The organism is Streptomyces sp. NBC_00158 (assembly GCF_045160885.1).
In the GTDB taxonomy this organism is placed as follows: domain Bacteria; phylum Actinomycetota; class Actinomycetes; order Streptomycetales; family Streptomycetaceae; genus Streptomyces.
The window spans coordinates 2,529,191-2,556,071 of record NZ_CP108161.1 but is presented as its reverse complement, the minus strand read 5'-3'; the positions used below and the strand labels follow the sequence as shown (position 1 = coordinate 2,556,071).

Genomic DNA, 26,881 nt, shown 5'->3' with positions numbered 1-26,881 from the left:
GGGAAGCTCCTTAAACTGCCGCGCCAGCGTCCTCGACAGCGAGGGTCGACAGGCCGCCGGGCAGGTAGCGGACCATGCCGTACGTCGCAGCGGCTCGGCGGGTGTTGAGCGTGACGCCGACCGTGACCGGTCCGGCCGGGGGGTTGTTGATGTAGCAGGTGATGTTCAGGCCGCTCGACGTGTTCGAGTCGTCGTCGAAGGTCGTGCTGAAGAAGTCGGCTGCGAGCGTGCTCGACGTGCTGACCGTTGTGCCGGCGGCCCATCGGACGCAGGTGTATGCGCCCTGCTTCGCGTAGCGGATGCTCGTGTTGGCGTTATCGCCGGTGCCGTCTGTGTCGATGGCTGCGATCCGGACGACGACCTTGTAGCAACGGCCCGCTTCAGCGGTGAACTGCTGCGTGTAGATCACGGTTGCCGTGTCGCCGATGTAGGCCGAGGTGGTGAGGCCCTGGATCGCGACGACGCCCTTAGCGGCCTTCTCGTTGTGTGCCGAGGTGCGCCACGTCGTCCAGCCCGCCGCGTCGTTGCCCGAGCGGGTCCATTCCTCCGTGACCGTGGGACTCAGCCGAAGCCACGTCTGGTGTGCGAACGTGGAACCCACGGGATGAACCGTGCGCACCACGCCGTACTTGCCGCCCGTGCCGAACGCCCAGCCGCCTGCAATCGCCTGCGTCTCGTTCATGGTGAGCGTCGACGTGCCGAAGGGGTAGGCGCTCGGCAACGAGGCCGAGGTGAAGTCCGCCGGCACCAGCTGGTTGTCGAAGCCGACTTGCCGCCAAGCACTCCAGCCCGAGGACCGGTTGCCGCCGCGCACCCATTCCTCGTGGGTTGTCGCGGCTGCGTGCACGCGGCTCCAGGTCTGGTACGCATCGCCGTTCGCCTGGCGCCGGGTCGTGACGAAGCCGTACTTGCCGCCGAAGTCCCAGCCGCCAGCGGTCGCGTCCGCCGCTGTGAGGTACATGACGCTCGCGCGTTCGGGGTAGGCGTCTGTGGGGCTGGACTGGGTCAGGGTGCCCGCTGGCACTTCTCGAGCGCCGGCAGGCGAGGCTTCCGCTGTTCGTTCCAGGGAAGAGACGCGGGACTCCAGCTCCTTGACGGCCTTGGCGTCGGCCATTGCAGGGTTGAGCGGACTGGGGTCGCCCAGTGTCGCGCCGAGCCGGTACCCGTCCGAGTCGACCTTCAGGACCATGCCGGTGACGACGGCCGCCATCTCGGCGGTGCCGACGATGACGGACACCTTGTCGCCGAGGAACCAGTCCCGCCCGAAGTCGAGCGCGGAATCCTCCATTGGAACGGCTTGGGCCGCGGTGACCGTCTTGCCGCCATCGGCCAGGGCTTCGGTGCCCTTCTGCGTCAGCTCGACCGTATCCGTCGAGGACCGCTCGTCGATGAACGTCTCGATCCGGCGGCCCCAGTCAGTCTCGGAGGCGATCGAGTCTGCGCTGTCGACGGGGACGAACAGCCGGTTCGACCCATCGCCGTCACCGCCGACGATGACCCGGGTCTTCAGCGGGGTGGAGGTACTTACGCGCTGACCGGCGAGCGTGTTGTTCACGACGCCGAGCCGGGCTTCCTTCGTGCGGTCCTGCACCGCGTAGGTCTCGAACACCAGGTTCGCCCCGCGCTGCACCACTCGGAACCCCAGGCTGGCAGGCTCGGCCAGCTCCTTGCACAGCTCGCCAAGCTGCTGGAACCGGGCAGCCTTGGAGACCTCCGCTCCGCGCGCGCCGTTGGCGCCCATGACCAGGCCGATCCGGCGCCGGTTTGCCGGAGCCGAGGGGCCGCAGTTCGCGTTCACATACGCGTGCATGAGCGTCTCGGCGGGGCCTACCCGCTCGTCGAAGGCGAAGTTCTGGCTGGCCGCGTTCCCGTTGGACGGGTCGGGCCAGGCCAGCATGTCGGACAGGATGATCGTGTCGTCTACGCCCTCGACCTTCAGCGTGCCGAGCGGGTCCGTTGCCGTGGAGGCGTTCTCCGTCTTCGTCACCGGCCCCGAGAACAGGACGTCCGCCGGACCGGTCACGATGATGCCGGCGCCCGGCGTAGAGAGGACCGACGCGAGAGGGTGCTCGGCGTTGATGCTGAGCCTCCACGTGCCGACGTTGTTGTGTACGTCCTCCGCGTCCATGGTCAGGAGATCCGCAGGGATCGCGCCGACGCGCGTCAGGGTCTTGTCGCGTACCTCGACGAGGAGATCCTCTTGCCGCACTAGATCACCACCCACTTCCGGGGACGCCAGGAGCACACGATGCGAGAGGCGGTCGTGATGTTGAGCAGCGAGGCCGTCGCGGTAGAGGCGCCCGGCGCTACCGACCAGAAGGCGGGGGCCGCAGCCAGGAGCGAGTACCGGTTGACTCCGGTGCCGCTCTTGACCGTGCCTGCCCCCATGTCGACGACGAGCTTCTCCCCGGCCGCGAGGGTGCCGGTCCAGTGCAGAACCTTGCCCTCGGGGCTGATCGCCTTGAAGTTGTCGCCCGGCCCGGTCACCTCCCAGACGGGGAACGCCGGCACATCGCCCTCGTTGGAGAGCTGCACGTCGCCGATCGCCTGCGACGACGCGAGGGGCATCGCCGACAGCGACGAGAGGAACGGCGCAGCCGTGGCGCCGCCGATCGAGACCGTCTGTGCCGCCTCAGCCAGGAAGTACGGGGAGGGGGCCCGGAGCGTGATGACGGTCTGCACGTCGCGTTCGCCCGAGCCGGGGTCGATGTCTCCTCCGCCGGTCCACTGGACGGGCGTGGACCAGCGCACGCCCTCGGCATCGACATACGTCAGGGTGCAATCCGCGGCGAGGACCCGCGCGAGCCGGTTCACCAGCTCGGCGAGGTGCACCCGGTCACGCCCCACGATGTCGAGGGGGATGTCGATGTCACGGGGAAGGACGCGCCGCCCGCGATAGGCGGCGCCGTCCCCGGCTCCTTCGAGCCACTGAACAGAGAGCTGGGGCAGGCCCAGGCCGGTTATCCCGGCGAGGGCCTGGAACCCAAGCCCGTTCTTCTCGAAGCCGTCCAGGTCCAGCCTGTCTGAGGCCGAAGCCAATTCGAGCTTCACCAGCCGACCATCCTTGCCCGCGAGGCAGCCGCGAACAGCTCCTCCTCGGACGAGAGGGAGCTGCTTGCCGAGCCCGCGTAGTAGTTCAAGACCTTCGTCACGGACCGGCCGGAGTCGGCCGCCGCCAGACCGCCAGAGACAGCGGCCGTGACCTCGCGAGACGCCCCCGAGGTCGCGCTCGAAGCGAGCGCATTGGTGGCGCGTTCGACGCGCCCCCGCTCGTCCTCGACGCCGAGGCCGAAGCCCTTGCCGACGAAGGAGCCGAGCTTCCTGAACAGCCGCGACGGACTGTGGATGTCGAGGGCCTTCTTGATGGCCTTGACCATCGCGTCCGCGATCTTGAGCATCTGCGCTTCGATCGCGCTCTGCTGTGCTTCAAGGCCCTTGACCAGGCCCTCGGCCGCCTTGACCCCGGCGTCGTACATGTAGTGCGACGCGGTGGCCCCGGCCTTGCCGGCGTACTTCTCCAACTCCTTCTGCAAGGCGTTGATCTCTGCGACTCCGGACGCACCCGCGTTGGCGATGGCCTCGGCCGCAGCGAGCCCGGCCTCCGGGCCTGCGGAGGCGATCTGGTCGAACGAGGTGGTGTTCAGCCCCAGGGTCTTGAGCCTCTTGAGCACGTCCGCGAATCGCTTCGCCTGTTCGACCGCGTTCTTCAGCTCCGACGAGATCCCGGTGAAGGACGTGTCCTGAATCTTCGTGACGTCGCCAGTGCTGATGACCTTGTCCGCGACGGACTTCGCGTAGCGGCTGGCTTCCTCGCGGAGCTTGTCGAGCTTGTCCCGCGCGGCTTGGAGCCGCTTCGATCCCGCCTCCCACTGGGCGGCGAGCTTGAGCAGCACGGCCCGGTCATGGTTGATCCGGTCCTTGAGGCCCTTGGACGCGCCCTTGGGGATCTTCGCCGTCAGCTCGTTGAGGCTCTGCTTGACCTTGTCGTACTGCGACTCCAGACCCTTGATGAGGCCCTGGATGATCAGCCGACCGGCGTCGTACAGCAGGACGGCATCCTTGGGGGCAGGACCCTTCCAGTCCTTGATCTTGCTGGTGAGGTCGCCGAGGGTGCTCTTAACCGAGCCGATCATGCTCTTCAAGCCGTCGATCAGACCGGTGATGATTTTCCGGCCTGCGTCCATCAGGAGCGACTTCGCGTCACCGAAAATCTGCTTGACGTTGCTCGGGATGTCCCGAACGAACTTCACGCATTCATCGATCTTCTGAGAGAAGACGCGCTTCACCGCTTCCCAGGCCGTACCCGCCTCGGACTTGATGGTGTTCCAGGTGTCCGAGAAGAACTTCCTGATCGACTGGAGTGCGGCGCCCGGGGCATTTCGCAGCGAGGTCATGAAGGACGAGAAGTTCGCCTTCGTTGTATTCCAGATGGAAATCGCTGCGCCCTTGATGCTGTTCCAGGCGTTGTCCCAGAGGCTCTTGATGCCCGCCAGGATCTTCTTTCCGACACCGAGAATTCCGATGTTCAGGAAGATCATGAAGGCGCCCTTGATGACATCCCAAAGGCCGCTCAGGAACGACTTGATTCCCTCCCACATTTGCTTCAGGCCGTCCTCGAACATGCTCCAGTCGCCCGTTATGGAGCCGACGAAGAAGCCGATGACGAACTTGAAGTAGCCAACGATCATGTCCCAGACGCCCTTGAAGACGTTCCAGAGTCCAGTGAATACGTCGGCCACGCCGTTGATGGCTCCGACCAGGGAACCTAGGAGCAGTCCGGCGATGAACTCGATCGCCGGGGCCAAGATCGGCATGAGGAAATTGACGACCTGGAGCAGGGCGTTCAGGAAAGGCTGAATGGCTTCCATTACCGCCGAGAAGGCTTCTGAAATCAGAGGCAGATACTCTGCGGCGAGCGACTGCACCACGGGAATAAGTGGCAGAATCGCAGCCGTCAAAATCTGCATCAGAATTTCGATCACAGGCTGTAGCGCAGCCGACATTACGGCGAGCGCTGCCGAGATCAGCGGAATGATCGGGGCCAGCCCGGCGACGAGCGCCTCGATAAGCGGAACGCAGGCTTCGACCACGGTCATAATGAGCGGAGCGAGCGCAGCGACAATTCCCATCAAGCCTTCGCCAAGCAAACCGATCAAAGGCTCGATCGCAGGAACCAGCATTGTAAAAGCCTGCGAAAGCGGCGTGAGAACGGCAGCGACCAGAGGGCCTAGCATTGTGAGGAAAGATCCGACCAGAGTCAGAATTGCCCCGAATGCCTGGCCGAGCGGGGCCATGGCAGGAGCCAAGGCATTTACCGCAGCCTGGATTCCGTTGAATAGGGCATAGACCCCGGCGAATACCTGATCCTGATTCAGTGCGCCAGCGATAGCGCCGAGCGCGGTACCGAGGATCGTTCCGACCTGGGGAAGAATCTCCGTCAGCAGTCCGACAAACTGGCCGAAGAACGCCTTCACCTCGCCGCCGCCCTTGGCGGCCATGTTCGACATGGCGTCGTGGGCGGCCGTGAACAGACCGACAAGCTTGGCCTGTACGCCACTGCTGTCTACGGCCTCGTGGACCCCCGCAAGCGTCTGGCGGATCATGCCGAGGGTGGAGCCGCCGGCCGCGGTGGCCGCGCGGGAGAGGCCCGCGAAGATGCCGCCCGTCTCGAACAGGATCCCGCCGAGATCCTTGAGGGCCGTGATGCCCGCGTTGATCTCCTCGCGGAGCCCGGACTCGCCCTTCTGGTTCAGCCAGGTCGACGCCTTGGTGGCGACGTCCACGAACCACTGCGCGAGCTGAGGGAGGTAGCCAGCGCCGACCTCGCCGAGAGTTTTGATGATGTTGGCGAAGGCGCCCGTGCCGGTCGTGGCGATGTCGATCGACTTGGAGAGGTCTTCGAACATGCCGCCCAGGGCGGGGGCGAGGCTGCTCTTGAGGGAGTCGGCGAAGCCGCCGAAGAACTGGCCGAGCTGAGTGGAGGTGGTCTTGAAGCCTGCCGTCAGCTCGGGCATGACGGTGTCGATCAGTTCCTTGATCGGCTTCTTCGCCTCTGCCCAGAACTTCTCGCTGATGAGGTCCTGGAGGGAGGAGAGCTGCCCCTTGACCCCGGGCAACACCTTGTTGAAATCCTTGAAGGCGGCAACGGTGGCACCGATGCCGATCGCCATGCCGCCGAGAATTCCCGGCAGGGCCAGGGAGGTTGCCCCGATCTGCGCGAGCGAGGCGGACATCGTGAACAGGTTGGAAGCCGCGGTGATGCCCCAGCCGGCGAGGCCCGCTATCGCGGTCGCCAGGGTGCCGATGATCGGCGCGGACCGGTCCAGGTTGCGGACCATGTTGCCCAGGCGCTCGAACATGTCGCCAAGGACTCGTGCGCCGCTGAGGGCTTGCAGCATCGCCGCTGCGGTGGCCGCAGCAGACAGCTTGACGCGCGGGATCAGGTCCACGAAGCGGTCCCGGGTGAGGACCGCCATGTGCGCGATGGTGGCCATGACGCCGGTACGCGACAGCTCCGGCTCGATCTCCGCCTTCAGGCCGTCGATGCGGTCCTGGAGGTCGTCGATATCCCGCTTGACCTTCTGGGTGGCGAGCGCGTCCAGCTCGGGCGTGAGCTGTGCCCGCAGGTTCCGCATCTGCTCGAAGGCTGCTTCGAGCTGCCGCTTCACCTGGACGACCTTCTGCTCGTCCAGCTTCGGGCGAATCTGGATGGCGTCGAGCTGGTCCTGAATTTCGCCGGCAGCCTGCACAGCCGCCGCGCGGGACTCCGCGACGAGGTTCCGCTTGGCCTCTTCCAGGGAGTCCCGGTCGAGGGTGACCTTCAGCTCGGTCTCGGCGAGGCGCTGCAACTCGCGGTCGATCGCGGCGACAGCGGCCTTGACCGACGACTCGCTCTCCTGGTCGACCTGGAGCTTGATGTGCCCGATCTCGTCGAGGCGTTCCTCGAACATGTCGATCGCCGCGTTCAGCGAGCCCTCGTCGAGGTCGATGTCGATGTCCGTCTCGCCGATCGCGACGAGCGCGGCCTTCACCCGGCCGATGGCAGCCAGGACGGAGCCCTGGTTGTCGAGGTTCACGCCGATGCGCAGGTCGGAGAGTTCGGCCTGCGCCTGGCGCTGGGTCCGGCGGGCTTCCTGTACGACCTGGCGGCCGGTAGCGGAGAAGGTGATCCGGTGCTGGTTCGCGCGAGACTGGTACTCCCGTACGGCCCGGGTCACCTCGCTGGACATCCCGGCCAGGTCGAGCTTCGTGTAGAAGCGGATCTTGCGGGTGTCGGTCTTCTTGTTGTCGGCGTTGATCGCGCGGACCGCTTCGAGGACATCCTTGCGGGCGCCGGTTGCATCGGCCTTGGTGCGAATGGTGATCGCGAGATCATGCTCGATCTTTTCGAGCTTCTTCTTCAGGTCTTCTTTGAAGCCAGACGTATCCGGCATGACCTTGACCGCGATCCGGCCGACGATATTCGGTTCCGACGCCACGGGCGCTTACCTCCGGAAGTGCTTGTAAATCTCCGCGACCGAGCGCGGCTTCTTGGCCTTCTTCTCGGCCTTCTTTGCCTGCGGTCTCGGGTACTGCGGGATCTTCGGGGCTTTGCCCTTGCCCCACTGGCCGGTGGCACGGGTGTTTTGGTTCAGTGCGTCGAAGAGATCAGCCGACAAATGCCGGTCCTGACCCCAGCCGAAATGCTCACGGCCGCCAGACGCGAGGGCGACCGTTAGGCAGGTGTCGGGAAGCCTCTGCACAAGCAGAAGGACGAGCGCAGGCGAGGGCCCCCGGCCCTCGATCACGTCAGCGAGATCGACGCCGAAGTGGAAGAGGAGGTCCGGGTAAAGGCCCTCTGCGTATTCGTCGATCAGTCCTGCGAGGCCGAGGCTTCCCCCACCTGGGTGCTCTCGCCGTAGTGGCCGAAGATTTCAGCGAGGATCGCAAGGTCGCCGTCCACCTCATTGAGCAGCTTCTCGGCTGCCTTTTCGGATGCGGCGATGGTGAGGATTGCCTCCGACAGAAGTTCGGCCTGGTCGGATTCCTCCTTGCCCATCTGCTCCTGAAGAGACATCAGCGCATCACGCCGGGCCTTGGGCAGACGCAGCGGGTTGAGGAGGCGAACCGTTTCTTCGCCAATCTGGATGTCAGTGCTGCCGTACTTGCGCTCCGCGGCGGCGCGGATGTCGTCGAGAGAGTAAGAAGCCATGGGGTTGCGGACCTCCGGGAATGAGATGAAAGGGGGAGCGGACCGAAAGGGAGAAGCCCGGCGCGGACGGGTCCGCAAGGCGCCCGCGCCGGGAGTGAGGGAGGATCAGGTGGCGGTGCCGGCGGCCCAGACCGTGGTGTTCCAGTACGCCTTCGAGCCGTCGCCGAGGTTCACGTGCTGGCCCGTAGTCCACTTCGTGGTCGGGGTCGCGATCACACCGGCCAGAGCAGCCAGGTTGGCCGGGACGACAGCACCCTCCGGGGTGAAGGAGCCCGGGGAGCCAGCAGTCGCGCCGGTCGCCAGCACCCCGCCCAGGGGCGTGATCGCGTACGTCCACGTGTTGTTGCCGTGGACCATCGGCTTGACGCCGATCGGCAGTCCGGCGAGAGACTCGGTGTCCGAGATCGCCATGTCGTCGGCTCGGTAGATTTCCGCGCGAGGAGCGTAGAAAGCGAAATGGTTGTCGCCATCCACGAATACCGCGAGGAACGCAGACTGAGTCGGCTCGGGGTTAGTCGGAACGCCCACGGAACCGTCAGGGAGGATCGGCGCGTTGGAACCGAAGTAGAGCTTCAGACCAGCAGTATCAAACTGCTGCAAAGTGAAAGTCATCGTTTCGGTTCGCGCCGAATACTTGGTGCGAAGGCTCTTGTTCTGGAGGCTGCCGATTGTGGTTGCCTCGCCACCTTCCGACGTAATGCCGAAGATGTCTTCAAGGGAGGTGTGACCGACGTTCTGCCACGGGCTGAGCGGCGTCAGGAGATCCGCTGGCATGGTCGTGCCGACAGGCGCGGTCAGATAGTTACCACTGCCTACAACGAGGGTGGCCAGGTCATTGATCGCCAAGAGGCTGAATCCTTACTCGCGCACGCAAAAAGGCCCGGCGCCCCGCGAGTGGGGTCCGGGCCTTGCGTAATGGAAAGTGTCAGGGGGTGTAAGGGCGAGTCCGCGGCTTGCGGATCTGTACGTCGTAGATCGACTCGTAACGCCAAACTCCGGTCGGGAGGTCCGCGTATTGCACTGGGCCAGTAGCTGTCGCCCAGTCCGTCGCACGTCTGGGAGCGGAATTCAGATCCACGCGGATGATGTGGCCTCGGCGGGGATATACCTTCTGGTTCAGCCAGGCATTGCGCAGTACGACGCGAACGGCCTCGGAGAGAATCGCCGCTTCTTCGTCGCCGTTGGGGTCGGGGACGAAGCAGTTGATGACGACGCGGGCGGCATCCGTAAAACGGGTGTCGCCCTGCCACTGGCCCCAGGTCGGGTCGCGGCGGACCAGGACGAGAGGAAACTCCTCGTGCAGGTCGACCAGGGACTTCACCCGTACGCCGGGCAGACCCTCGCGCAGTACCGCGAGGAGAAGATCCTCGACGGGCGACAGCTCCGCCATGGCCTTGATGTGGTCGGGGAGTCCTGCCATCAGTCGAGGTGCACCTTCCCCTTCCGGCGCTTGGGGAGGTTCGCAGCGCGAGCGAGGATGAACAGGCCCTCTGCCGCCGGGATGATGTCGAGGTAGGTCTGACCGTCCTTGCGCTTACGGACGATGAACTGTTCGGCGCGGCCGTACTCGATTGAGAGGGCGGCGTCCTTGCCGCGCTCGTCGTCGAGGATCACGTACTTGTCGATCCGGCCGTCCTCGACGTCGATCGACGCATGGCCTTCCTGGCGATGCTGGAGAAGCAGGGCCTCGGCCCGCGCGGCGACTTCGAAGCGGGCTTCGTCGAGTGACCGCTGCACGCCGGGCATACGGGCGATGAACTCCTCCAGCTTCTTGCCGCCGACCTCGTCTTCGATCTCTGCCATCAGGGCCGCTCCCGTATGTCGATGCTCCAGTGACGGGTCCGGCGGTCCCCGTGGTGGTAGGCGGGGGGCGTCACGATGTCCCACGAGCGGCCCTGGTATTCGACGCGGGACCACAGGGTGACGCCCTCGACATGGGCGTCCACGATCATGCGCGTCACGTTGATCTGCTGCTGGCCGGGGACCTCGGCCTTGCCACTGCGCTGGGGGATGAAGGCGGCCCTGACGGTCACGGGGTTGTCCTCGTCCACGGCGATGACCGTGTTGCCCCGCCGGTCGACGGTCTGGGTTGTCCGCCACACGCGCGCGGTCTGGCCGCGCCTGCGCTGCACGCTCACCAGGGGCCCTCGTTCCCGAACAGCGGGAAGGGGGAGGCGGGAGAGTAGTCGACGGGAACGAGCCCGCTGGTGTCTGCCCGCTGCGGCTTCGTGCCCCAGGCCGAGACGACCACGCTGGTGATGCCGCGCTTGCGGCCGGCAAGCTCCTCCAGGAGCCGGATCTCCTCGCGCGTGAAGTAGACGCTGCCGGCGTCTCGGCCATGGGCGTCCGACCAGGCGAGCGTCTCGTCCCCCGCTCGGCTCTGCGTGTAGCCGTTCGGGTTGCGCAGGTACCTCGCCGCGGCCTTCAGGACCAGCGTTCGAACGAGGCGGGGCGGGGTGGCCTCGGGCCAGTCGCGGCCATAGGTGACCGCCAGGTCCGAGGCGTCTTCCAGCGCCCCCGCTGCGATCCGCAGCTCGTCCGCGTCCGGCTCCCAGTCGAGGCGGCCCTTCAGCTCGTCGAGGGTGGCGTAGGCCATCGCTCGACCTCCTTTCCGAAAGGCCGGCAGGCCGCGATTCCCGGTGGTTCCAGGTCACGCGGCCTGCCGTCTCATCAGGCGTTGGCCGGGTCGGTCTCTGCCTTCATGCCGGTCGGGGTCCACACCTTCGCGTCGGAGACGCCGGTGATCACGGCCAGCTCGGACGCGGCAGCCGGGTAGTTCGAGGCGCCGTCGAGGGTGAGCTTGATACCGCGAACGAAGTGCTCCTGCGTGGAGACGATTTCCTTCTCGTTGACCTTGTCCCAGCCGACCAGCACGTCAGGCACGCTGCGGAAACCGGCGTACGTGTTCACGACGGAGCGGTCCTGCATGTAGAGCGGGTCGTAGTCGCGGACCCACCGCAGGGCGATCGACTCGAACGAGGTGGTCGCGCCGTACGGAACGGACTGCGGCACGCTCGGGGCACCGGAGAGGAAGATGAAGCCGGACGAGGAGAAGGCGTAGGCCGCGTCCGCCGGGATGGTCTGGTCGACAACGATGTTGAAGCCGAAGCGCTGACCGATCGAAGCGGTACGCAGCGCGGTCTCGGCCTCGGAGTCACCGACGTTCTGCGCCAAGTTGAGCTTCTCGTCGGACAGAAGCGCCGACTCGAACTCGGTGCCGACCAGGAGGTAGCGGCCTTCCTTCGGGGCGTGGAACGCGTTGAGCACGCGCCGGGCCTCAATGAGGGCGCCGCGAAGGGCCTGACCGGCGTTGCCGATGGTGACGTTGTACGCCTGGCTGGTCAGCATGTTGACCGCCCGGCGCTGAAGGCCGCGAGCGATGGCCTTGGACTGCGGGCGCAGGAGCTTCGACCAGTTGTCGATGTCGAAGTCGTTCTGCTCGTCGGTGAGCTTCACGGCGCTGTACACATTTCCGCCGAAGGTCACAGCGAGGGTCCGCTCCGCGTACTCGTCGAAGACGATCGGGTTGGAGCGGTCGTTACGCCACGCGTAGTCGTGGAACGGGAGGATGCCTTCCACCTTCATGGAGATGGTGTCGTTCTCGGCGCCCTTGAACTGGTCGACGCCCTGCTTGGTGAACAGGTTGGGAATGAGAAGCTCCTGCTCCAGCATTCCGACAGCCGCGTTGACGAGCTTCTGCGGCTTGACTACCTGGTGCTGTGCGGTGGGCAAGGGTGGAACCTCCGGGGGCATGGAAAAACCCCCGGCTGGTCAGCACGGGGGTTGAGTAAGGGGGGTCATCGGGGGCGCTAGAAGCGCCGGGTGCGCCGCGCGAGCTTGCGCGGGTCCATCTCTCCGTCGTCCTCGTCGGACGGGTCCAGCCCGCCGCCGAGAGCGGGCGGGGGCACAGGGGTGAGAAGTGACTGAAGGGCCTTGGCGTCGGCTTCCAGCTCCTCGGAAGTCGCGCCGCGCAGCCGTCCCGCCAGCGCTTCGGGCAGGTCGAACTTGCGGGCCACCGTGGCGACGACGAGCGAGTGCTCCAGCTCGGCGTTCTTCGCCTTCACGTCAGCGAGGGCGGCCTCCACCTCTTCAGGAGTCTTCGCCCCCGAGAGCTTCGTCTCGGCGTCACGCAGCCGCGTGCGGTAACCAGCGGCCTCGCCTCGGACCTTGGCCAGCTCCTTACGCGCCCAATCGGGAAGCGCGTCTTCCTCGCTGGTGGACTCGGCGCCGGCACCGCCCTTGTCGTCCGGCTTCTCGCCGGACGGGACTTCCTCGCCAGCAGGCGGGGCGGGCGGATTCTCGGCCGTGGCCTCGGGCTTCTCTTCGGGCACTTCACGCCTCCGGGGTCGTGTCAGTGGGGGGCCGCGCCTCCTGGGCTGCGGCTCTCTGCTTTGTGCGGATGAACCGGCGCCAGACGCTCACCGCGTCCTTGCCGGTGTGGCCCTTCGTGACCTTCGGCCACAGGGCCTCGTACTGCCGCGACAGGGCGGTCAGCTCGCTCGACTGGTACTGATCCCGGTTCCAGACCGGCATCGCGTAGCAGTGGCAGTTGTCGTGGTACTTGTCGCCGTCGTTGAACGTGGCGGACTCGCGGGACTTGTAGACCGGGCCCCGGCTGATCAGCATGGCGCACCAGCCGCACGGGGTTCCCGTGCGCGACAGGCGCACATATCCGAGGGCGCGTCGGTCGCGGCGCATGTGCGACCAGTTCGTTGACCGGCCGCCGTTCATCGCGACGCGGGCTGCGGCTGCGGCCTGCCGGGAGCCTGCCTGGCGGTGGGCTTCCTCGGGGTCTGCGTCCTCGACGGTCAGGCGACGGTCGAGGTTCGCGGGGCCGAGGGCCTCAAGCACGATCCGAAGTTCGGCCTCGGCCTCACGCTCGATCCGCTCTTCTTCCTCACGGAGCCCTTCCAGCTCCTCGACGAGGATGCGGTCCCAGTCGGGCTCGTCCTCCTGGTCGTCGCTGTCGGGACCGGGATCGTTGCGGGGCGCCTGGCCCGGCTCGTCTTCACGGTCTTGCTCGACGACTGGCGCGGGCGAGGCTTCCCCGTCCTCGACGGTCGCGGCCTCACCCGCCGGTTCAGCCGGCGGGCTGTAGGAGCCCGCCAGTTCCGCGAACTCTCGCCGAAGGTCGGCCAGGGTCACGTACGCGGGCTCGGGGTGATAGGGGTCAGCAGTCGTCTTGCCGGTCTGTAGCGCCCGCGCGAGCCGGTAGTAGGCCCGCGCGAGGTCGCGCGACTGGCGCCTGCGTCCCATGACGAGCGTGATAGCCCGGCGCAACCATGAGCCAGCCGTAGCCGCTCGCCGGTCGACCGGGACATCCGCCCACAGGGCCAGCGCCTCAGCTGTGGTCTGCGCTCCGATCTGGGTCAGCGCGACATGAAAAGCTGCCGAGACCTCGTCGGTCTCGGCCTGCCCCTTCTTGCGCGTCACGCTGCCACCGGAAGCGATTCCGCGGTGACCGGTTCAGCGGTTGCCCGCGTCAGCGCAGAAGCGAGCTGACCGACGGAGTCTTCCTCCTCGGCAAGCTCGTCCCACTCGTCCAGCTCGGTCTGAGTGACCTGCGGAACACGCTTCCACAGCCCCTTCGCGGGGATGCCGAGCTGCTCGCGCAGCTTGCCCAGGGCGTCAGCGGCCTGCGCAAGGGAGCGCTGCTCCATGTCACGCCACAGGACTTCGCCCGTGAAGTCGTCAGCCGCCGGCAGCTCCTCGAGTTCGGCCGCGAGCCTGAACACCCTCTCCCACGCTTCGCCGAACAGGGTTCTGAACTCCTGGATCTTGCGGCTGAGCGCAGTCTCGGCAGCCTGGAGGGCCTCGGCCGAGAGGTTCGCGATCTGACCAAGCAGGTGATGAGGGGGTACCTGCGCGCACGCACTGAGGTGCCGGATGCTCATGTCGATGCTCTCGATGAATCCCGACAGAGGGGTTTCGTCGAGGCTGCCGAAGCGGACGTCCGGATCCTCCGCGAACAAGAAGCGCTTCGCGTTGTGATTGATCGGCAACGGGATCGGGTTGCCCTGGGCGTCATAGACGATCTCGCCCGTCTCCGGATCGCGCTGGACCGGCGGGGCCATGCCCGTAGCCGTCCTGACCTTCACCGAGGCGTAGGTCTGCGCGACGAGGAGATCGAACACGGTTTGATTGATCCGGTTCTGGAGCGGGATCATCGGCTCAACCACACCGACCGTCCGGCCTTCGAGGTCGACCGACGCTGCGAACCTTGTGACAGGGCACTCCGAAGCGCCGTGGCGCTTGCCCTTGCCGACACGGACGCCGTCTTCGTCGTCCAGCGCCTTGAAGGTGACCGCGTACTCGAAGTGGCTGTCCCACATCCGGGCCCGGCCGGGCTTGTCGCCCGAGGGCCAGGCCGTCACGGTCACCGCGGAGTGGGGGGTGTCGTCGTTGGCCGGGTCTTCGTACAGGGCTGCTGTGCGGAGCGCGCTCAGCCCCTTCGTGAGAACGAGGCCCTTCACCCGCTCGGTGAGGGTGAAGGAGTGCCCGTAGGTCAGTGCGCCCTTGTAGACGGCCGACTGCCGTGCGTCGAGGCGGGACCGCTGCCAATGTCGCCACTGCGGAGAGGCAAGGTCTGTTGCCGCGCCCTGGCCCTCTTCGTCACCTGCGCGGTAGCCGTCCACATAGAGGGCCTGCGCTGGTGTGTTGACGAGGAGGGGGGTCCAGTTCGAGACGGCCCTCTTGGCGAGGAGCCTGTACTCGTCGTCCGCCATCGCCGGCATGTACGGATCGTCGTGCCGCCCGTGAAGGTAGTCGTCGATCCGGGTCAGCCGGTCCTTGTCTCTACTGAGGATGGCGAGGAGCTGCACCGCAAGGGCGGCAGGCGCCGTGGGGTCGGCCATGGTTCACCACCCTTGTTCAATGTTTACACTGCTACAGGAAGAAGCCCCGGCCAGTCCGCTTACGGACCTGCTTGCCACGGGCTCGGAGATCGACGAGGGCCTCGTGCGCGAGCATGAGCGCTGCGTACGCGTCCACCTTTTTCGGGGACTCGCGGCTCTCCTTGCCGAAGGACAGCCCGAAATTGTTGGTCCTCCTGCGCGCGTTCAGCACGTGCCGGCGCAGCTTCCGGTCGCCGTCGTGCACGAGCTTCCGGTCGAGGACCGAGCGAACCAGACGCTCGTGCGCCATGGTTGACGCCTTCAAGCTCGACCGCATATCCCAGCCGATCGCGTCCTTGCCCGGAGCTTTCACGGCCAGGCCCTCGCCGTACGTTGCGGACCACTCACTGATGTAGCTCTCCCAGAGAGCCACGTCCGCGTACATGCCCTGCACGCTGAAGGCGGCGAACGCCTCGTGCACGGCCGAGTTCACTTGCTCGCGCGGGACTTCCCAGTCCTTGCCGGCGGGGCCATCCGGTTTCTCCCAGAGGCCCAAGACGCAGGCGAAGCCGTCACTGACGCGGAGCGCCAGCAGGCAAGTGCTGTCGTCGCGGAGGCCGCCGTCAAAGCCGAGGGTGATCTCGTCGCCGGGCTGGAGGATCTTTGAGTCATCCCGCAGGACATCCCACTCGGCCGGGCCGTAGATCGCGTCCTCCGACGCGACGATCTGGTTAAGCCACATGCGACGCGAGCGGCTGGGCTCGATGGTCGTGTCGAGGATCGACTGAAGGATCGTCTCGACGCGGAGCCAGGTGGCGTCTCCGCGGATCTTCGGCAGGACGATCCGGATTGCTTCGGGCGTCAGGGGAGTTGCCGGGTGCGCTTCGATGCTGTCGTACATGAAGCCGATGTCAGCCGCGCGGCCTTCGAGGATCTTCTCGAACGCCTCGCGCATCTTCTCCGCGACAGAATCCTCGCCCGGGAGAAACGCGTTGGTAATGGCCAGATAGCGGCTGTCGCGCTTAGTCGCGTTGCCGTCGATCGTGGCGTACATTTTGTCGCCGGAATTGCCGAGCACCCAGTGGTGGGATTCGTTAAGTACAACAAACGTGGACCGCTAAGGACCGCGCCCCTTCCAGGGCGCGATAACTACTTGTCACCGCCTCAAGGCGCTGACGGCCGCCGTTTGCGCGGATCAGCTCAGATCCTGCCTTGATGCCGTACGTCTCGATCAGCTTGTCGCTCATGAGGCTCGGCATCAAAGTCATCGTGTTCCGCGTCTGGTCGCGGCTGACAGCCGCCACCTGTACCCACGCCTGCGGGTGCGGAACTCCGACCGGATGCCCGTTCTCATCCCAATGAGAGAACCGGCTCGGCCCTACGAACTCGACGAGGCTGATGACGGCAAGGAGGGGGTCCTTGCCATTCAACCCCAGCCCTTGAGGCGCTGGAGAACGCCTTTTCGGTAAAGGAATCGACCGTTCTCGTCGACCGCGTACCACCAAAGCGTCCAGCGCAATTGCTCGCGAGTGAAGCGCCAGGGCCCGCCGTCTTCGGCGCGCAGGTATTCCGCGCACCATCCGGCGACCTGCCACCCGAGTGTGTGCTCAGGCAGTAGCCAGGACCCGTCCGGGGCCTTCTGCCACGTGGGGCCGAGGAAGCTCGGCTCCAGGGCGTCGATCTCTTCTGCTGTAAGGGCTGAAATGGGACTCACCTCCCCTCGGTGATCGGTCCGCCCAGCGTGGGCATGACCTCACTCGGCGAGTCCGAGATCCTTTTTGTAGTCGGCGATGGCGAGCACGGCCGCGGACTGCTGTTCCGGCTCGGGCTCGTGCAGTTCGATGCGCACACGGCGCCGGTCGCCCTCGGCGACGAGGAGCCGCTCGAAGGCCGAGTAGATGGTCTGGAGCATCTGGCCCGACCGCTTCCCCGACTTCTTGTAGAAGGAGAGGTCTTCGCAGAGGGAGTAGGCGAGAGCCCAGTCGCTCGCCTGGTAGTAGTCGGCCTGACCGGACTCCTTCAGGGAGTCCCACAGGCGCTTCGCGATCGGATGCCAGGAACGGTCACCGTTGGGCACTTTTGTGGGCCGGGCAACGCCTCGCGTCACAGGCTGAACGTCGCTGCCCTTGCGCTCGCGAGGGCGAGCCAGGTCGGCTTCACGGTTGGGTACGGGGCCGGGCACTGGCTCACCTCCTTCGAGTCAGATCAGAACGCGCCGCCGGTCAGGAAGTGCGTCCACAGCCAGGTGCAGAAGGCGAGGAGCACGAAGCGGCGCAGCCGCACCGAGCCCGTGACGGCAGGCCGAGGCTCATCGTGTCGTCCGATGCCGAACCACTTCCAGACGTGTTCGGAGAAGGTGTCTCCTCGGTCGTCTCGTGCAAGGGCCACTCCTTCGATTACGCCGAAGGCCGCGAGCCACGCGACCCACAGCCATGACCAGATGTCCATGCAGGCCGAGAGGGACTCGAACCCCCAGCCGCCGGCTTTGGAGACCGGCGCTCTTCCAGTTGAGCTATCGACCCTTCGGCTTACAGCAGGCCGGGGTGCCCCTCGGTCCTGCGGAACCGCCGATCTATGCGCTTGCGCCTCGCGGCCAGGGCGAGTGCGCCTTCGCGCGACGATTTGGCCTGGTGATGCCACCCGCAGAGCGATCTCAGGTTGGCGTCTCGGTGGTCGTCACCAGGCACGATGTGGTCCACATCTGTGGCGGGTTCCTCGCAGCGATTCCCGTACTGATCGCGGGCAGTGCAGCGATGTCCGTCGCGCCGCAGGATGCGGGTTCGTGTTCTCGGCCAGTCCGCCGGCAGGCGCTCGCGCCTGTCCGAGCCCGACCAGTTCGGCATTCACACCCCCAGGTCGAGGAGCGCCGCAAACGCGGTCGCGGCCTGCTGGGGCACGACGCCGTTACCGAGGATCTGGAGCTGCTGCCCGCGCGTGAGGCGGGGGACGCCGGTCACGTAGCCGAGGGGAAGACCCATCAGCCACTCAACCCACTCGACCGTGACTCGCGGCCCGCCCTTGCGGCCCACCTCGGTAGGAGGCGGAGCGGCGCGGCCAGTCACGTCCTCCCACTGCCGAATGGCAGCGAGATACTCGCCCCACCAGTGAGCAGGGGAGCGGGGACCGTCCACCGCGGCTTCGGGCTCGCGGCCTTCCCGGATCGCTTCCGAGTAGGGGAGGAGGTAGCAGACCTCGTCATCGAGAGTCGGCCCGTGGCCGCCTGCGCGACGTTCAGCAGGTGGGCGAGCGCCGCCGTTGGACCCCAAATTCGCGGTCGGAGTCTTCAGGGGTCGCGATACAGAACCACCTGTCACGGAGGTGAGGGGCGCTAGCTGCGGTAGCTCGTATGCAGATCCACCGCGCGCTATACCCGACCTCGGCCAGGTCACGGAGGACGACTTCGAGGCCGCGCGTCCGGAGGTTCGACACGTTCTCCAGGAAGACGATTCGCGGTCGTACCGTGCGAATGCCGTCAAGGACGTTGACCCAAACTCCAGAGCGAGTGCCTCGAATTCCAACCCGTGACCCCGCAATGCTGATGTCCTGGCAGGGAAAGCCCGCCGTGATCGCGTCGACCTTGCCGACGAGCTGTGTCCAGTCGATCTCGCGGATGTCGCCCAGATTCGGAGCGTCCGGGTACCTCTCGGCGAGGACTGCGCTCGGCCCGGGGGCGCTTTCCGCTACGTACGCGATGCGTCCGCCGATGAGCGGGGCGACTGCCATTCCCAGGCCGCCGTACCCCGCGCAGAGTTCGAGGATCTCCAGAAAGACCCCCACCCCGAAGTACGTACATACGTACTTCGTCATCCCCAGGTGGCCCCTCCGGGGCCAAGCCTGCAACGCGCTAGTCGCAAGGCGTCTTCATGCAGGCGAGCCCCGCCAGGGGCTCAAGCCTCGCGAGCCTTGCGACTTACGTACTTACATATAGAAGTCGCTAATTGATCTTGATTCCGGAAAGACGAAGACTTGTGACCTCGGTCACTTCCCGGCGGCGCCCGAAGGGCGGCGGTGTTGAGCAGCGGCGGCGAAGAGGCGAAGGGAGAAGGCGCCCCGGAGGGGCGACGGCGAGAAGACGGCAAGCAGATGTGGCGGCCGGAGGCCGCCCCTTCCTGAAGACGCGAAGACGTACTTCAGGGCAGGAGAGCGCCGATACAGTCGGCGGCATGGACGAGACGACCTTCACGTACGAGCTTCGTGTGCCAGCGGCAGCCAACGCCGACGAGGGCTGGGAGAAGCCTGCGCACAGTGGTGAGATGACCACCTGGGGCGGCACGGCTCACGACCTCGGCCGCCTGGTCCTCGCCCGCTGGCGCGAGACGTGCCCGGCGAAATACGAGGGCCTTCCCGCTGTCGTCGAGGTGCACAGCGAGAACGGGCGTCACGCGGTGATCGACAACCCGGCACCGGTTCACGGGCCGACGCTCGCCCTTGAGTGCGCGATCGAAGAGGCGCAGATGGCCGACCTTGCCCACGACGTGAAGCGCCAGGAGCTTGCCGAGGCAATGCAGGACGCGAGGCGGTTCGACGGCCTGTCCGACCGGAACATCGAGCACCGTGTGCGCCATGTCCTGACCCCGAACGAGGCGCGCGGCATCCTCGGCGACGGCAAGAGCTGACCTCGCCGCGGCCTTCATTCCTGTGCAGTGCCGGCGGAGGCGCTGCAGAACGGTCATAGCGGCGCTGACCTGCACGTATGTCGTGGCTTGACGCGGCGCGCGACGGCCCCCGTCGACCTTGGAACCGTGGCGGAATCCGAGCTGCTAACACATGGCGGCCAGGAACCCGCCGCCGGCTGGGTCATACCCCCACCCCCCGGGCTATGTCTGGCCAATGCGGACACACCAACTGTTTAGGGTGTGCATCGGATGTTTTCCACAACTGTGGATATTGCCTTCACCTCAGTACATAAGCTCACGTGAGTACTGAACAGGCCGATACGAGATAGAAGCCCATGCAATGTGATGAATCAGGGCACACACGGCATACCAGAGCACAGCGGGCGCGCACGCACACGCGTAAGAGGCTAAGGACTCCAGCCCTCCGCAGTGGGCACGGTTGCGGCGCAGCCTGGGCAGCGTGTTAAGGTGTAGCCACATCGCACCGAACGGACCGGCAACGGGACGGACGGAACGACATGCAGAACCGGTAAAACCGCAGCCCACAACGGGGGTTGCAGAGAAGCCGGGGGATAGTGTTAAGATGTAGCCACATCGAACGGACCACGGTCCCGGAGATCGCTAGGCCAAGGGTCCTGGCGGTAGGACATGGGAGTGCCTACCGCTGACCAGGCCAAACGCGAAACTCCACCCGATGAATGGTGTAAAGTTAGAACAGACGCCGAGCCAAACGGTTCGGCGAAACTCTCCGGCTAGTGTAAACTTTGAACACGCCGGTACCGAAAGGTAAGGCCACATGAGCGAGTACGTCTTCTCCGCCCACGACAGGCAGTACGGCAAGGCCGTGGGAATCAAGCGGGCGGATGGCGACTTCCGGTGCTACCAGTGCGTCGACTTCAGCTTCTACGAGCGAGCTGTCACCGCACAGGACGCAGGGGAGAAGTGCACCTACTGCGCCGGCCCCGTATTCCTCACGGTCGAGGCCATCGCAGAGATCGAGCGGCCGAAGCGTCCGGTGAACCTTGCGAAGACCGATGTCCAGCGCTTCCCCCTCCTGACCATGGCCTACAACCTCGGCCGCCGCGTGGAAGACCTGTCACTCGAACTCGACCAGGCACGCCGCCTCATAGCGCAGCAGGCTGCCGAGATCGACCGCCTGAACGGCATCGAACCGAAGACGGAAGAGGAGCTGGAGGTCGTCTTCATCGCGGTCGACCTCGACGCCTAAGTGTGAAGTTTGACCCTACAAGGCGAAACGCCCTGCGGTCCCACCGTGCCCCTGGTCTGGGTGCGGTGGGGGGTGTCGGCGGGAGGTTCGGTGCCTCCCCCCTGACGAGCCAGCCCGTCAGTCCAACCCATGAATTCGAGGTCTTCATGAGCGCGAAGGTCGTCGCCCCGAGCGACGCGAAGTTCAACCTGATGCTGGTCATCGGGCAGCCATACAAGGGTGTCCCCGGAGCCACGCAGACCACGTACGTGCAGGAGTACCTCTCCGAGGAACCGGACGACGTCGAGCTGTTCGTACCCGATGGGTGGGAGCTTCTCGAAGACGAGTCCGAAGAGATCATCCGAGGCGCCCACGACTGCGACTGCTGCGGGATGCACATCATGAACGCCCGCGAGTGTGAAGCCTGCCGGAACGAAGACTGCGACCCGGCCAACTCGTGGCACTGCTTCACCGGCTACTGCGACGGTTCCGACTGCGCCTTCGAGGGCGAGTGCGAGCCGAACCACGAGGTCCGAGTCTGGCGCGAGAACGGCGACCTGGTGGGTCTGTGGGAGGTCCAGCCTGAAGGGACCGGCCGAGTCCTCGTGACTCAGCGCGAGGGGTACGAGCGCGACGCGGAGTCCCGCTTCACCTCGCTGTGGTCCGCCTGGCAGTACGCCCAGGGCTGCGCCGAGATGCACGCCAAGACCCTCCGCGACGAGTGCGAGTGCGGCGAGGACGACTGCGGCGTCCTGCACCCCCACGGGATTTCCCTGCAAGAGGTCACGAGCAACTCAGACCTCGCTCGGGCCTGATCCCTCCCGGCTGTCCCTTCCCACACAGGGAGAGGGCAGGGACAGCCACCCCAGCAACGCAAAGGCGAAACGCCCTCCGGGCGTCAGCGGCAGGCGGGGCCTGCCCTCTGACGAGCCAACCAGCGTCAGCAACCGATCACTGAAACACGAGGACACATGCACCCGCAGACCGAATCCGCGGTCAAGGCTGTCGCCGGCACCCTGCTTTCGCACAGCACGATCTACGGCCTCGCCCTGGCCTACGACCGCGAAGAGTTCCGCCTCATGGCCCGCAAGTTCGAGGACAAGGGCCTTGCGCACATGGCCGAGGAGTACCACCAGCGCGCCGACCTCGCGGCCGGACTGCACCACGCCGTCTTCTGGCAGTACGTGACCGACGACGAGCTGATCACAACGCACTGGGAACCGCTCCTGGGCGCGGTCGTCCGCCGAGAAGCGTACGAGCTGGTCGAGAAGGAGCGGGCGGGGAAGCTCCTCGCCGACAACCCGAACGATCCGACGTACCGCGAGATCTGGCGCTGGGAGCGGGACCGGGCCACGAAGAACGCGGCCAAGCTCGCCGAACTGAAGATCAAGCTCACCGCCGTGCGTGACGCCTTCCGCACCTCTTCCGTCTGACCCTCCACCCTCGGGCCTTCCTGCACACAGGGAGAGCAGGGAGGCCCTTCCGGAAAGCGAGCCCAACCATGATCAAGCCCGACGACGAGATCACCTTCCGCGCCCCCGACTGCGGCGCGCACTCTCTCGCTCTTCGATTCGGCGACGTGCTGGTGACGGGACTCTTCGAGCCCTTCGCAATCGACCCCCTCGCCGAGCTGACGGTGACGTACGACCTGCCGACCTACGAGGAACGCGAGGCAGCGGCCAAGGCCCACATCGACGCCCTCGCCATCGCTCACATCCTCAACGGCTGGGACCTGATTTCCGCCTGACCCCCAGATGCAAAGGCGAAACCTCCCGAAGGGAGGTCAGCGGGAGGCGGTCCCTCCCCTCTGACGATGCCAGCCCGCATCGAACCCCCGAAAGGTTCCGACATGGCTACCCCCATGCCTGAAGACGGCAAGCTCGCCAAGATCCGCGCCATCCTGGCGAAGGCCGAGGATCCGGCCACCACCCCCGAAGAGGCTCAGGCGTACTTCGCGAAGGCCGCCGAGCTGATGGCGAAGTACGGGGTCGAGCGGGCGATGCTCGCCGACCTGAACCCGAACACCGACCGCCCCGGCGACCGCATGATCAAGGTGCAGGGCACGTATGCCGGTGACCGGATACTCCTCCTCGGCTACATCGCCGATGCGCTCGGCTGCAAGGGGATCAACCTCCGGAACGGCGAGATCCACCTCTTCGGCCACGAGTCCGACCTCGACCGGGTGGAGCTGCTGTTCACCAGCCTTCTCCTCCAGATGTTCAACGGGATGCGCCAGGGCCGCCCCCGGCTGGGAGAGGCCACAGTCACCTACCGCAAGTCGTGGATGGCCGGGTTCATCCTGACCGTCCACGAGCGGCTGAAGGAGATCGAGGCCCGCGCCCGTCAGGAGGCCGCTCCGAGCGCGTCCGGGCGATCCGCAGAGCTGGTCGTCGCGGACCGGAGGGCCGTCACCCTCGCTCGCTTCCGGCAGGCGTACCCGAACCAGCGGAACGCCGGAACGCACCGCCGACGCGGTAGCGGCATGAACGCCGGTCGCGAGGCCGGACGCCGCGCAGACCTCGGCCAGACCCGCGTGAGTGGTCGTCGGGCGATCGCGGCCTGATCCACCCCACCTCGGGCCGCCTCTGCACACAGGGAGAGCGGGGGCGGCCCCCCGATCGCACAGAGAAGAGAGAGACATGATGCCGTCCATCCGGAACGCCGAGTCGATGGGACTCGACCGGATCAAGATGCTCGTCGCCGAGGTGCTCAAGACCGTGCGCGAGGTCAACGAGTGGCGCAACGACTACGACCCCGGCTCGCAGGAGTGGTACACGCTATGCAACCTCGCGGAGACCGCCGAGAGCCTGGCCCTGTCCCTGCCGGTCGAGATGCTCCCCGACTCGGAATGGCGCCACGTGAGCCCCTCCGAGTACGCGGCCTGCGACGAGATCCTCGCGATCCTCGACGAGGTCAGCGCGAAGTGAACGGCGACCCGTACGACATTGTGACCGGCGCCCTCACCGCGGTACTGACCCTCGTCGTCTGCAACGCGCTCGGCCTGATCGGAATCCTCGCCCGCTGACGCGAGCGGCCTCCTCCCCACAGGGAGAGGGGAGGAGGCCACCCCAGAAAGGCTACCCGTGATCACCATCATCTGTGCCGAGTGCAGCAAGGCCCCCTTCGGGGTGACGGTCTCCGGCCTCTTCCGCTGCGACCACTGCGCCTCCGAGATCAGCACCCGCGATCTCGTGCTCGACCCCGGCGAGGTCTGGGCCATCGACTCCGCCGGCACCCTCGGCTACCTCCGCGCGCCCGACAGGGCCTGACCTCCCCAACTCGCCCGAAAGGCAGGACACATGACCGCCCCGTTCCTCTCCTCCTTCCTGCGTGCCAACCCGCGCAACCTGGACAGCCTCAAGGCCGCCTGGGCCCGAATGCTCGAACTCGGCTACACCACCCGCACCGAGCCGGTCGCCGAACCCGACAACTGCACCCGCACCCGGTGCGCCGGAGTCCACGAGGGCTACCCCGGCAGTGAACACCGATGGGCCCTGCGCTGCCTGCTGTGCAGCGTTGACATCGAGATCTTCTACAGCCACATGCGCGAGCGCACCGGCAAGAACCCCGCTCCGCCCCGCCGCCACAAGGGCTGCAAGTTCTCCGGCCCCAGCCGAGCCCAGGCACGAGCCGCCCGCTACGCCGAACTCGGCCTCGACCTGCCCGCCTGGGACGCAGACGCCCACGCTGCCTGATCAACTCGAAGGAGTCAGCATGTCCGACTTTCTGTCCACCACCGAAGACGGTCGTTTCCGCGCGCGCCTGGTCCGCGACGCACGCGCCGACAACCCCCGCAACGACCCGGACACGCTCGTCCACGTGATCACGATCGACACCTACCTCGGCCAGTACGCGGCGGTCGACGAGGACGGCGGCCCGCTCGCCGACGCCTGGGGACGCCTCGCCTGGAATCGTTGGAAGGGCATAGAGACCTTCACCCGGTATGTGGCGATCATGCACGGCGGAATCGTCCTCGAATCCGCCCCCGACAACGGCCCGCGCTCCCTTTGGTACGTGACCGGCGAGGAGGCCCGAGCCATCGACGGCGGCCTCCTCACTGAGGGCTATGTCGAGGCCGAGATGGAGGAGTACGAAGCCTGGCTCGCCGGAGACGTGTGGGGGGTCGTCGTCGAGGAGACGAGCGAGCCCGACGCCGACGAGCCCGAGTGGTCCCAGGTCGCCACGCGTTCCGGCTTCTACAGCGGCTCGTTCGCCCGAGCGCAGGCCCGAGAGGCCCTCCGCTTCTACGCCGCCCGGTCCGCCGGCACCACGGCCTGACCCACCACAGCACATCGGCTGCCCCTGTTCACACAGGGAGAGGGCAGGGGCAGCCACCCTTCAGCAGACGAAAGAGAGCGCAACATGAGCACGCTGAACCTGTCCTTCGGTTCCGTCACGGTCGAGCGAACTGAAGCCTCGAAGCCCTGGATTACCGCCTACGAGCTGACTGGCCCGCGAGTCCGAGGGACGGTCGAAATCGCACCCGAGTTCCACGAGCTGCGAGTCTCCGACTCCGAGAGTGCGTGGGAGTTCCTCCCCACGGCTTTCACGGTCGCCTACGGCCGCAGCACGTGGAACCGCGCCGGGGCGTCCGGGACGCTCGAAGTCTGCGGCTCCCGCCTGGCGGAGTACACCGTCGTCCGCCCTGGTCAGACTGACTGGCACATCCACGTTCGCCGCGTGCAGACCGGCATAGGCGACTATGAGGCCCCCGAGGGGGCGACCAAGCGGACCCGCGAGATCGTCCAGGCCCTCATCGAGATGCATCGGCGCGACGCTCAGCTCGTCCACGAGAAGGCTGTTGAGTTCCTCCGCAGCCGCCGGAACGCCCGCCTGACAGCCATTGAGCGCGAGGCCCGCGATGTCGAGATCCAGCTCCGCGCCCTCCAGGGCCGTCACGCCGAGCTGCTCATGCGTCAGTCTCTGATGTCTGAGGAGTGGTCTTTCGAGACCGCGATTGGCGAGGCCGCCCCGAAGGTCGGAGGCACGTGGACGCTCGGCCCGGCCGTCCCCGCCTTCGGCACGATGACGGCGTGAGGCACCAGCTCCGCAAGCGTCCGGAAGGCCGCCTCCAGTGCACCCTGTGCCGGGCGGCCTTCCGGGACCGCGAGAGCGCCAGCCGCTCCCGCTTCACCTGCCCAGGCGAGCACCTCGCCCACGGCCTCTCCGGCCAGCGTGAACACCTCGTCTACCCCACGTGGGCCCGCGACCGCACCTGTGGAGGGTGGGGCTGCGACGAGCCCGACCCGCAGCACTGGCACGGTCCCGACCCACTCTGCGACTGGCCCGGATGCGACCTATGCCTCCACGACTGCGACTGCGACGTCTGCGAGGGACACGTGCACGCCCCCGGCCTGAACCGACTCCACGACAGTCACGAAGGATGAACACGATGAACACCTCGATCGCCGAACTCAAGCCCGCCGGCACCGCGGAATCCGGCAGGGAGCCAGCGCCGCTCGTCGGCTTCGCGGGCGCCGCACGCGCAGGCAAGGACACCGCCGCCGACGTACTCCTCAGCGCCGGGTGGCAGCGCAAGGCGTTCGCCGACAAGGTCAAGGAGATGCTGTACGCCCTCGACCCCCTCATGGTGGAAAAGGAGTACGCCGAGGGCGTGACCAGCCTCCGCTACGAGGTGGACGGCTACGGGTGGGAGACCACGAAAGACGTCTACCCCGAGGTGCGCCAGTACCTCCAAAGGCTCGGCACTGAGGGCGGCCGGGCAGCCCTGGGGGAGAACGTGTGGGTCGACGCTCTCTTCCGCGACTACGAGACCTGGGGCCCCACCGTCATCACCGACGTGCGCTTTCCCAACGAGGCGGACGCGATCCGCCAGCGCGGCGGCCTGGTCATCCTCGTGGAGCGGCCGGGCTCAAGCCCCATCGCGCAGACCGGGCACGCGAGCGAGAACGCCTTGACCGGATACGCCTTCGACGCAGTGGTCCGCAATGACGGCACCCTGTGGGAGATGTACGCGCGTGTGATGCAGACCATCAGGGCGGCAGATGTAAACATGGAACACGCCTGTTAAGGT

General features: G+C 66.5%; 33 protein-coding genes, 1 tRNA gene and 1 other RNA gene. 14 read left to right on the top strand and 21 right to left on the bottom strand.

Annotated features, from left to right (window positions below; genetic code table 11):
- Positions 1-10: 10 nt before the first annotated feature.
- From OG553_RS11400 to OG553_RS11300, 21 genes are all read right to left on the bottom strand, one after another.
- Entirely contained in the window at positions 11-2,209 is a 2,199-nt protein-coding gene (locus OG553_RS11400) for a siphovirus ReqiPepy6 Gp37-like family protein (RefSeq protein WP_405978868.1), read from the bottom strand.
- On the bottom strand, positions 2,209-3,051 hold the full coding sequence (locus OG553_RS11395) for a phage tail family protein (RefSeq protein WP_405978867.1): 843 nt from the start codon (positions 3,049-3,051) through the stop codon (positions 2,209-2,211). The genes OG553_RS11400 and OG553_RS11395 overlap by 1 nt, the downstream gene beginning before the upstream one ends.
- Positions 3,048-7,478 (bottom strand): hypothetical protein, encoded by a 4,431-nt coding sequence (locus OG553_RS11390; RefSeq protein ID WP_405978866.1) that lies wholly within the window; start codon positions 7,476-7,478, stop codon positions 3,048-3,050. The genes OG553_RS11395 and OG553_RS11390 overlap by 4 nt, the downstream gene beginning before the upstream one ends.
- Positions 7,479-7,484: 6 nt before the next feature.
- Positions 7,485-7,787 carry a hypothetical protein gene (locus OG553_RS11385; protein WP_405978865.1) on the bottom strand — a complete coding sequence of 101 codons (303 nt, stop codon included), beginning with the start codon at positions 7,785-7,787 and terminating at the stop codon, positions 7,485-7,487.
- A gap of 65 nt (positions 7,788-7,852) precedes the next feature.
- Positions 7,853-8,191, bottom strand: coding sequence for a phage tail assembly protein (locus OG553_RS11380; protein WP_405978864.1), 339 nt, complete (start codon positions 8,189-8,191; stop codon positions 7,853-7,855).
- A gap of 105 nt (positions 8,192-8,296) precedes the next feature.
- Entirely contained in the window at positions 8,297-9,037 is a 741-nt protein-coding gene (locus tag OG553_RS11375; RefSeq protein WP_405978863.1) for a hypothetical protein, read from the bottom strand.
- Positions 9,038-9,116: 79 nt separating this feature from the next.
- A complete protein-coding gene (locus OG553_RS11370) occupies positions 9,117-9,611 on the bottom strand; it encodes a hypothetical protein (protein ID WP_405978862.1) in 495 nt (164 codons plus the stop codon).
- Positions 9,611-9,994 carry a DUF5403 family protein gene (locus OG553_RS11365; RefSeq protein WP_405978861.1) on the bottom strand — a complete coding sequence of 128 codons (384 nt, stop codon included), beginning with the start codon at positions 9,992-9,994 and terminating at the stop codon, positions 9,611-9,613. The genes OG553_RS11370 and OG553_RS11365 overlap by 1 nt, the downstream gene beginning before the upstream one ends.
- Positions 9,994-10,329 (bottom strand): phage head-tail adapter protein, encoded by a 336-nt coding sequence (locus OG553_RS11360; protein WP_405978860.1) that lies wholly within the window; start codon positions 10,327-10,329, stop codon positions 9,994-9,996. Before OG553_RS11360 ends, OG553_RS11365 begins: the two co-directional genes overlap by 1 nt.
- Positions 10,326-10,787, bottom strand: a complete 462-nt coding sequence (locus OG553_RS11355) for a hypothetical protein (protein WP_405978859.1) — start codon at positions 10,785-10,787, stop codon at positions 10,326-10,328. The genes OG553_RS11360 and OG553_RS11355 overlap by 4 nt, the downstream gene beginning before the upstream one ends.
- Positions 10,788-10,861: 74 nt before the next feature.
- A complete protein-coding gene (locus OG553_RS11350) occupies positions 10,862-11,923 on the bottom strand; it encodes a hypothetical protein (RefSeq protein ID WP_405978858.1) in 1,062 nt (353 codons plus the stop codon).
- A gap of 77 nt (positions 11,924-12,000) precedes the next feature.
- Positions 12,001-12,522 (bottom strand): hypothetical protein, encoded by a 522-nt coding sequence (locus OG553_RS11345; RefSeq protein ID WP_405978857.1) that lies wholly within the window; start codon positions 12,520-12,522, stop codon positions 12,001-12,003.
- Between the two features lies 1 nt (position 12,523).
- Positions 12,524-13,624, bottom strand: coding sequence for a hypothetical protein (locus OG553_RS11340; protein ID WP_405978856.1), 1,101 nt, complete (start codon positions 13,622-13,624; stop codon positions 12,524-12,526).
- Positions 13,621-15,045, bottom strand: coding sequence for a phage portal protein (locus tag OG553_RS11335; RefSeq protein WP_405978855.1), 1,425 nt, complete (start codon positions 15,043-15,045; stop codon positions 13,621-13,623). Before OG553_RS11335 ends, OG553_RS11340 begins: the two co-directional genes overlap by 4 nt.
- Positions 15,046-15,076: 31 nt before the next feature.
- Complete coding sequence (locus OG553_RS11330) at positions 15,077-16,102, bottom strand: terminase (RefSeq protein ID WP_405978854.1); 1,026 nt, start codon at positions 16,100-16,102, stop codon at positions 15,077-15,079.
- A gap of 348 nt (positions 16,103-16,450) precedes the next feature.
- Positions 16,451-16,738 (bottom strand): hypothetical protein, encoded by a 288-nt coding sequence (locus OG553_RS11325; RefSeq protein ID WP_251065180.1) that lies wholly within the window; start codon positions 16,736-16,738, stop codon positions 16,451-16,453.
- A gap of 39 nt (positions 16,739-16,777) precedes the next feature.
- Positions 16,778-17,131 (bottom strand): hypothetical protein, encoded by a 354-nt coding sequence (locus OG553_RS11320; RefSeq protein WP_405978853.1) that lies wholly within the window; start codon positions 17,129-17,131, stop codon positions 16,778-16,780.
- A gap of 98 nt (positions 17,132-17,229) precedes the next feature.
- Positions 17,230-17,412 carry a hypothetical protein gene (locus OG553_RS11315; protein ID WP_405978852.1) on the bottom strand — a complete coding sequence of 61 codons (183 nt, stop codon included), beginning with the start codon at positions 17,410-17,412 and terminating at the stop codon, positions 17,230-17,232.
- 61 nt (positions 17,413-17,473) lie between these two features.
- A tRNA-Trp gene (locus OG553_RS11310) sits at positions 17,474-17,546 on the bottom strand.
- A 321-nt stretch (positions 17,547-17,867) separates the two neighbouring features.
- Positions 17,868-18,002, bottom strand: a complete 135-nt coding sequence (locus OG553_RS11305; protein ID WP_405978851.1) for a hypothetical protein — start codon at positions 18,000-18,002, stop codon at positions 17,868-17,870.
- Between the two features lie 253 nt (positions 18,003-18,255).
- A complete protein-coding gene (locus tag OG553_RS11300) occupies positions 18,256-18,831 on the bottom strand; it encodes a DNA cytosine methyltransferase (RefSeq protein ID WP_405978850.1) in 576 nt (191 codons plus the stop codon).
- A 356-nt stretch (positions 18,832-19,187) separates the two neighbouring features.
- Here OG553_RS11300 and OG553_RS11295 point away from each other — a divergent pair, with 356 nt between their 5' ends.
- The 14 genes from OG553_RS11295 to OG553_RS11230 all read left to right on the top strand — a co-directional run bounded on the left by OG553_RS11295 (position 19,188) and on the right by OG553_RS11230 (position 26,878).
- Positions 19,188-19,640 (top strand): hypothetical protein, encoded by a 453-nt coding sequence (locus tag OG553_RS11295; RefSeq protein WP_405978849.1) that lies wholly within the window; start codon positions 19,188-19,190, stop codon positions 19,638-19,640.
- Between the two features lie 796 nt (positions 19,641-20,436).
- Complete coding sequence (locus OG553_RS11290) at positions 20,437-20,868, top strand: hypothetical protein (RefSeq protein ID WP_405978848.1); 432 nt, start codon at positions 20,437-20,439, stop codon at positions 20,866-20,868.
- 146 nt (positions 20,869-21,014) lie between these two features.
- Positions 21,015-21,662: a hypothetical protein gene (locus tag OG553_RS11285; RefSeq protein ID WP_405978847.1), complete on the top strand. Its 648-nt coding sequence runs from the start codon at positions 21,015-21,017 to the stop codon at positions 21,660-21,662.
- Between the two features lie 156 nt (positions 21,663-21,818).
- On the top strand, positions 21,819-22,280 hold the full coding sequence (locus OG553_RS11280; protein ID WP_405978846.1) for a hypothetical protein: 462 nt from the start codon (positions 21,819-21,821) through the stop codon (positions 22,278-22,280).
- Between the two features lie 68 nt (positions 22,281-22,348).
- Positions 22,349-22,594, top strand: coding sequence for a hypothetical protein (locus tag OG553_RS11275; protein ID WP_405978845.1), 246 nt, complete (start codon positions 22,349-22,351; stop codon positions 22,592-22,594).
- A 13-nt stretch (positions 22,595-22,607) separates the two neighbouring features.
- An RNA gene (locus OG553_RS11270) (hammerhead ribozyme type II) lies at positions 22,608-22,673 on the top strand.
- 23 nt (positions 22,674-22,696) lie between these two features.
- Positions 22,697-23,410 (top strand): DUF2786 domain-containing protein, encoded by a 714-nt coding sequence (locus OG553_RS11265; protein ID WP_405978844.1) that lies wholly within the window; start codon positions 22,697-22,699, stop codon positions 23,408-23,410.
- A 76-nt stretch (positions 23,411-23,486) separates the two neighbouring features.
- The gene (locus tag OG553_RS11260; RefSeq protein ID WP_405978843.1) at positions 23,487-23,774 is read left to right on the top strand and encodes a hypothetical protein; all 288 of its coding nucleotides are present in this window, start codon (positions 23,487-23,489) and stop codon (positions 23,772-23,774) included.
- 156 nt (positions 23,775-23,930) lie between these two features.
- Positions 23,931-24,116 (top strand): hypothetical protein, encoded by a 186-nt coding sequence (locus OG553_RS11255; RefSeq protein WP_405978842.1) that lies wholly within the window; start codon positions 23,931-23,933, stop codon positions 24,114-24,116.
- A gap of 30 nt (positions 24,117-24,146) precedes the next feature.
- Positions 24,147-24,542 (top strand): hypothetical protein, encoded by a 396-nt coding sequence (locus OG553_RS11250; RefSeq protein WP_405978841.1) that lies wholly within the window; start codon positions 24,147-24,149, stop codon positions 24,540-24,542.
- A 19-nt stretch (positions 24,543-24,561) separates the two neighbouring features.
- Complete coding sequence (locus OG553_RS11245) at positions 24,562-25,125, top strand: hypothetical protein (protein WP_405978840.1); 564 nt, start codon at positions 24,562-24,564, stop codon at positions 25,123-25,125.
- Positions 25,126-25,209: 84 nt separating this feature from the next.
- A complete protein-coding gene (locus OG553_RS11240) occupies positions 25,210-25,884 on the top strand; it encodes a hypothetical protein (RefSeq protein ID WP_405978839.1) in 675 nt (224 codons plus the stop codon).
- A complete protein-coding gene (locus OG553_RS11235; protein ID WP_405978838.1) occupies positions 25,881-26,234 on the top strand; it encodes a hypothetical protein in 354 nt (117 codons plus the stop codon). Before OG553_RS11240 ends, OG553_RS11235 begins: the two co-directional genes overlap by 4 nt.
- 5 nt (positions 26,235-26,239) lie before the next feature.
- Positions 26,240-26,878 (top strand): hypothetical protein, encoded by a 639-nt coding sequence (locus tag OG553_RS11230; protein WP_405978837.1) that lies wholly within the window; start codon positions 26,240-26,242, stop codon positions 26,876-26,878.
- The last annotated feature ends 3 nt before the right edge of the window (positions 26,879-26,881 follow it).

Excerpts from the sequence above, each read along its gene's own strand:
- OG553_RS11250 (WP_405978841.1), top strand. The coding sequence starts at position 24,147 with ATGACCGCCCCGTTCCTCTCCTCCTTCCTGCGTGCCAACCCGCGCAAC.
- OG553_RS11275 (WP_405978845.1), top strand. The coding sequence starts at position 22,349 with ATGATCAAGCCCGACGACGAGATCACCTTCCGCGCCCCCGACTGCGGC.
- OG553_RS11265 (WP_405978844.1), top strand. The coding sequence starts at position 22,697 with ATGGCTACCCCCATGCCTGAAGACGGCAAGCTCGCCAAGATCCGCGCC.
- OG553_RS11295 (WP_405978849.1), top strand. The coding sequence starts at position 19,188 with ATGGACGAGACGACCTTCACGTACGAGCTTCGTGTGCCAGCGGCAGCC.
- OG553_RS11305 (WP_405978851.1), bottom strand. The coding sequence starts at position 18,002 with ATGGGTCTTCCCCTCGGCTACGTGACCGGCGTCCCCCGCCTCACGCGC.
- OG553_RS11285 (WP_405978847.1), top strand. The coding sequence starts at position 21,015 with ATGAGCGCGAAGGTCGTCGCCCCGAGCGACGCGAAGTTCAACCTGATG.
- OG553_RS11365 (WP_405978861.1), bottom strand. The coding sequence starts at position 9,994 with ATGGCAGAGATCGAAGACGAGGTCGGCGGCAAGAAGCTGGAGGAGTTC.
- OG553_RS11290 (WP_405978848.1), top strand. The coding sequence starts at position 20,437 with ATGAGCGAGTACGTCTTCTCCGCCCACGACAGGCAGTACGGCAAGGCC.
- OG553_RS11260 (WP_405978843.1), top strand. The coding sequence starts at position 23,487 with ATGATGCCGTCCATCCGGAACGCCGAGTCGATGGGACTCGACCGGATC.
- OG553_RS11370 (WP_405978862.1), bottom strand. The coding sequence starts at position 9,611 with ATGGCAGGACTCCCCGACCACATCAAGGCCATGGCGGAGCTGTCGCCC.
- OG553_RS11335 (WP_405978855.1), bottom strand. The coding sequence starts at position 15,045 with ATGGCCGACCCCACGGCGCCTGCCGCCCTTGCGGTGCAGCTCCTCGCC.
- OG553_RS11280 (WP_405978846.1), top strand. The coding sequence starts at position 21,819 with ATGCACCCGCAGACCGAATCCGCGGTCAAGGCTGTCGCCGGCACCCTG.
- OG553_RS11240 (WP_405978839.1), top strand. The coding sequence starts at position 25,210 with ATGAGCACGCTGAACCTGTCCTTCGGTTCCGTCACGGTCGAGCGAACT.
- OG553_RS11230 (WP_405978837.1), top strand. The coding sequence starts at position 26,240 with ATGAACACCTCGATCGCCGAACTCAAGCCCGCCGGCACCGCGGAATCC.
- OG553_RS11355 (WP_405978859.1), bottom strand. The coding sequence starts at position 10,787 with ATGGCCTACGCCACCCTCGACGAGCTGAAGGGCCGCCTCGACTGGGAG.
- OG553_RS11245 (WP_405978840.1), top strand. The coding sequence starts at position 24,562 with ATGTCCGACTTTCTGTCCACCACCGAAGACGGTCGTTTCCGCGCGCGC.
- OG553_RS11300 (WP_405978850.1), bottom strand. The coding sequence starts at position 18,831 with ATGACGAAGTACGTATGTACGTACTTCGGGGTGGGGGTCTTTCTGGAG.
- OG553_RS11380 (WP_405978864.1), bottom strand. The coding sequence starts at position 8,191 with ATGGCTTCTTACTCTCTCGACGACATCCGCGCCGCCGCGGAGCGCAAG.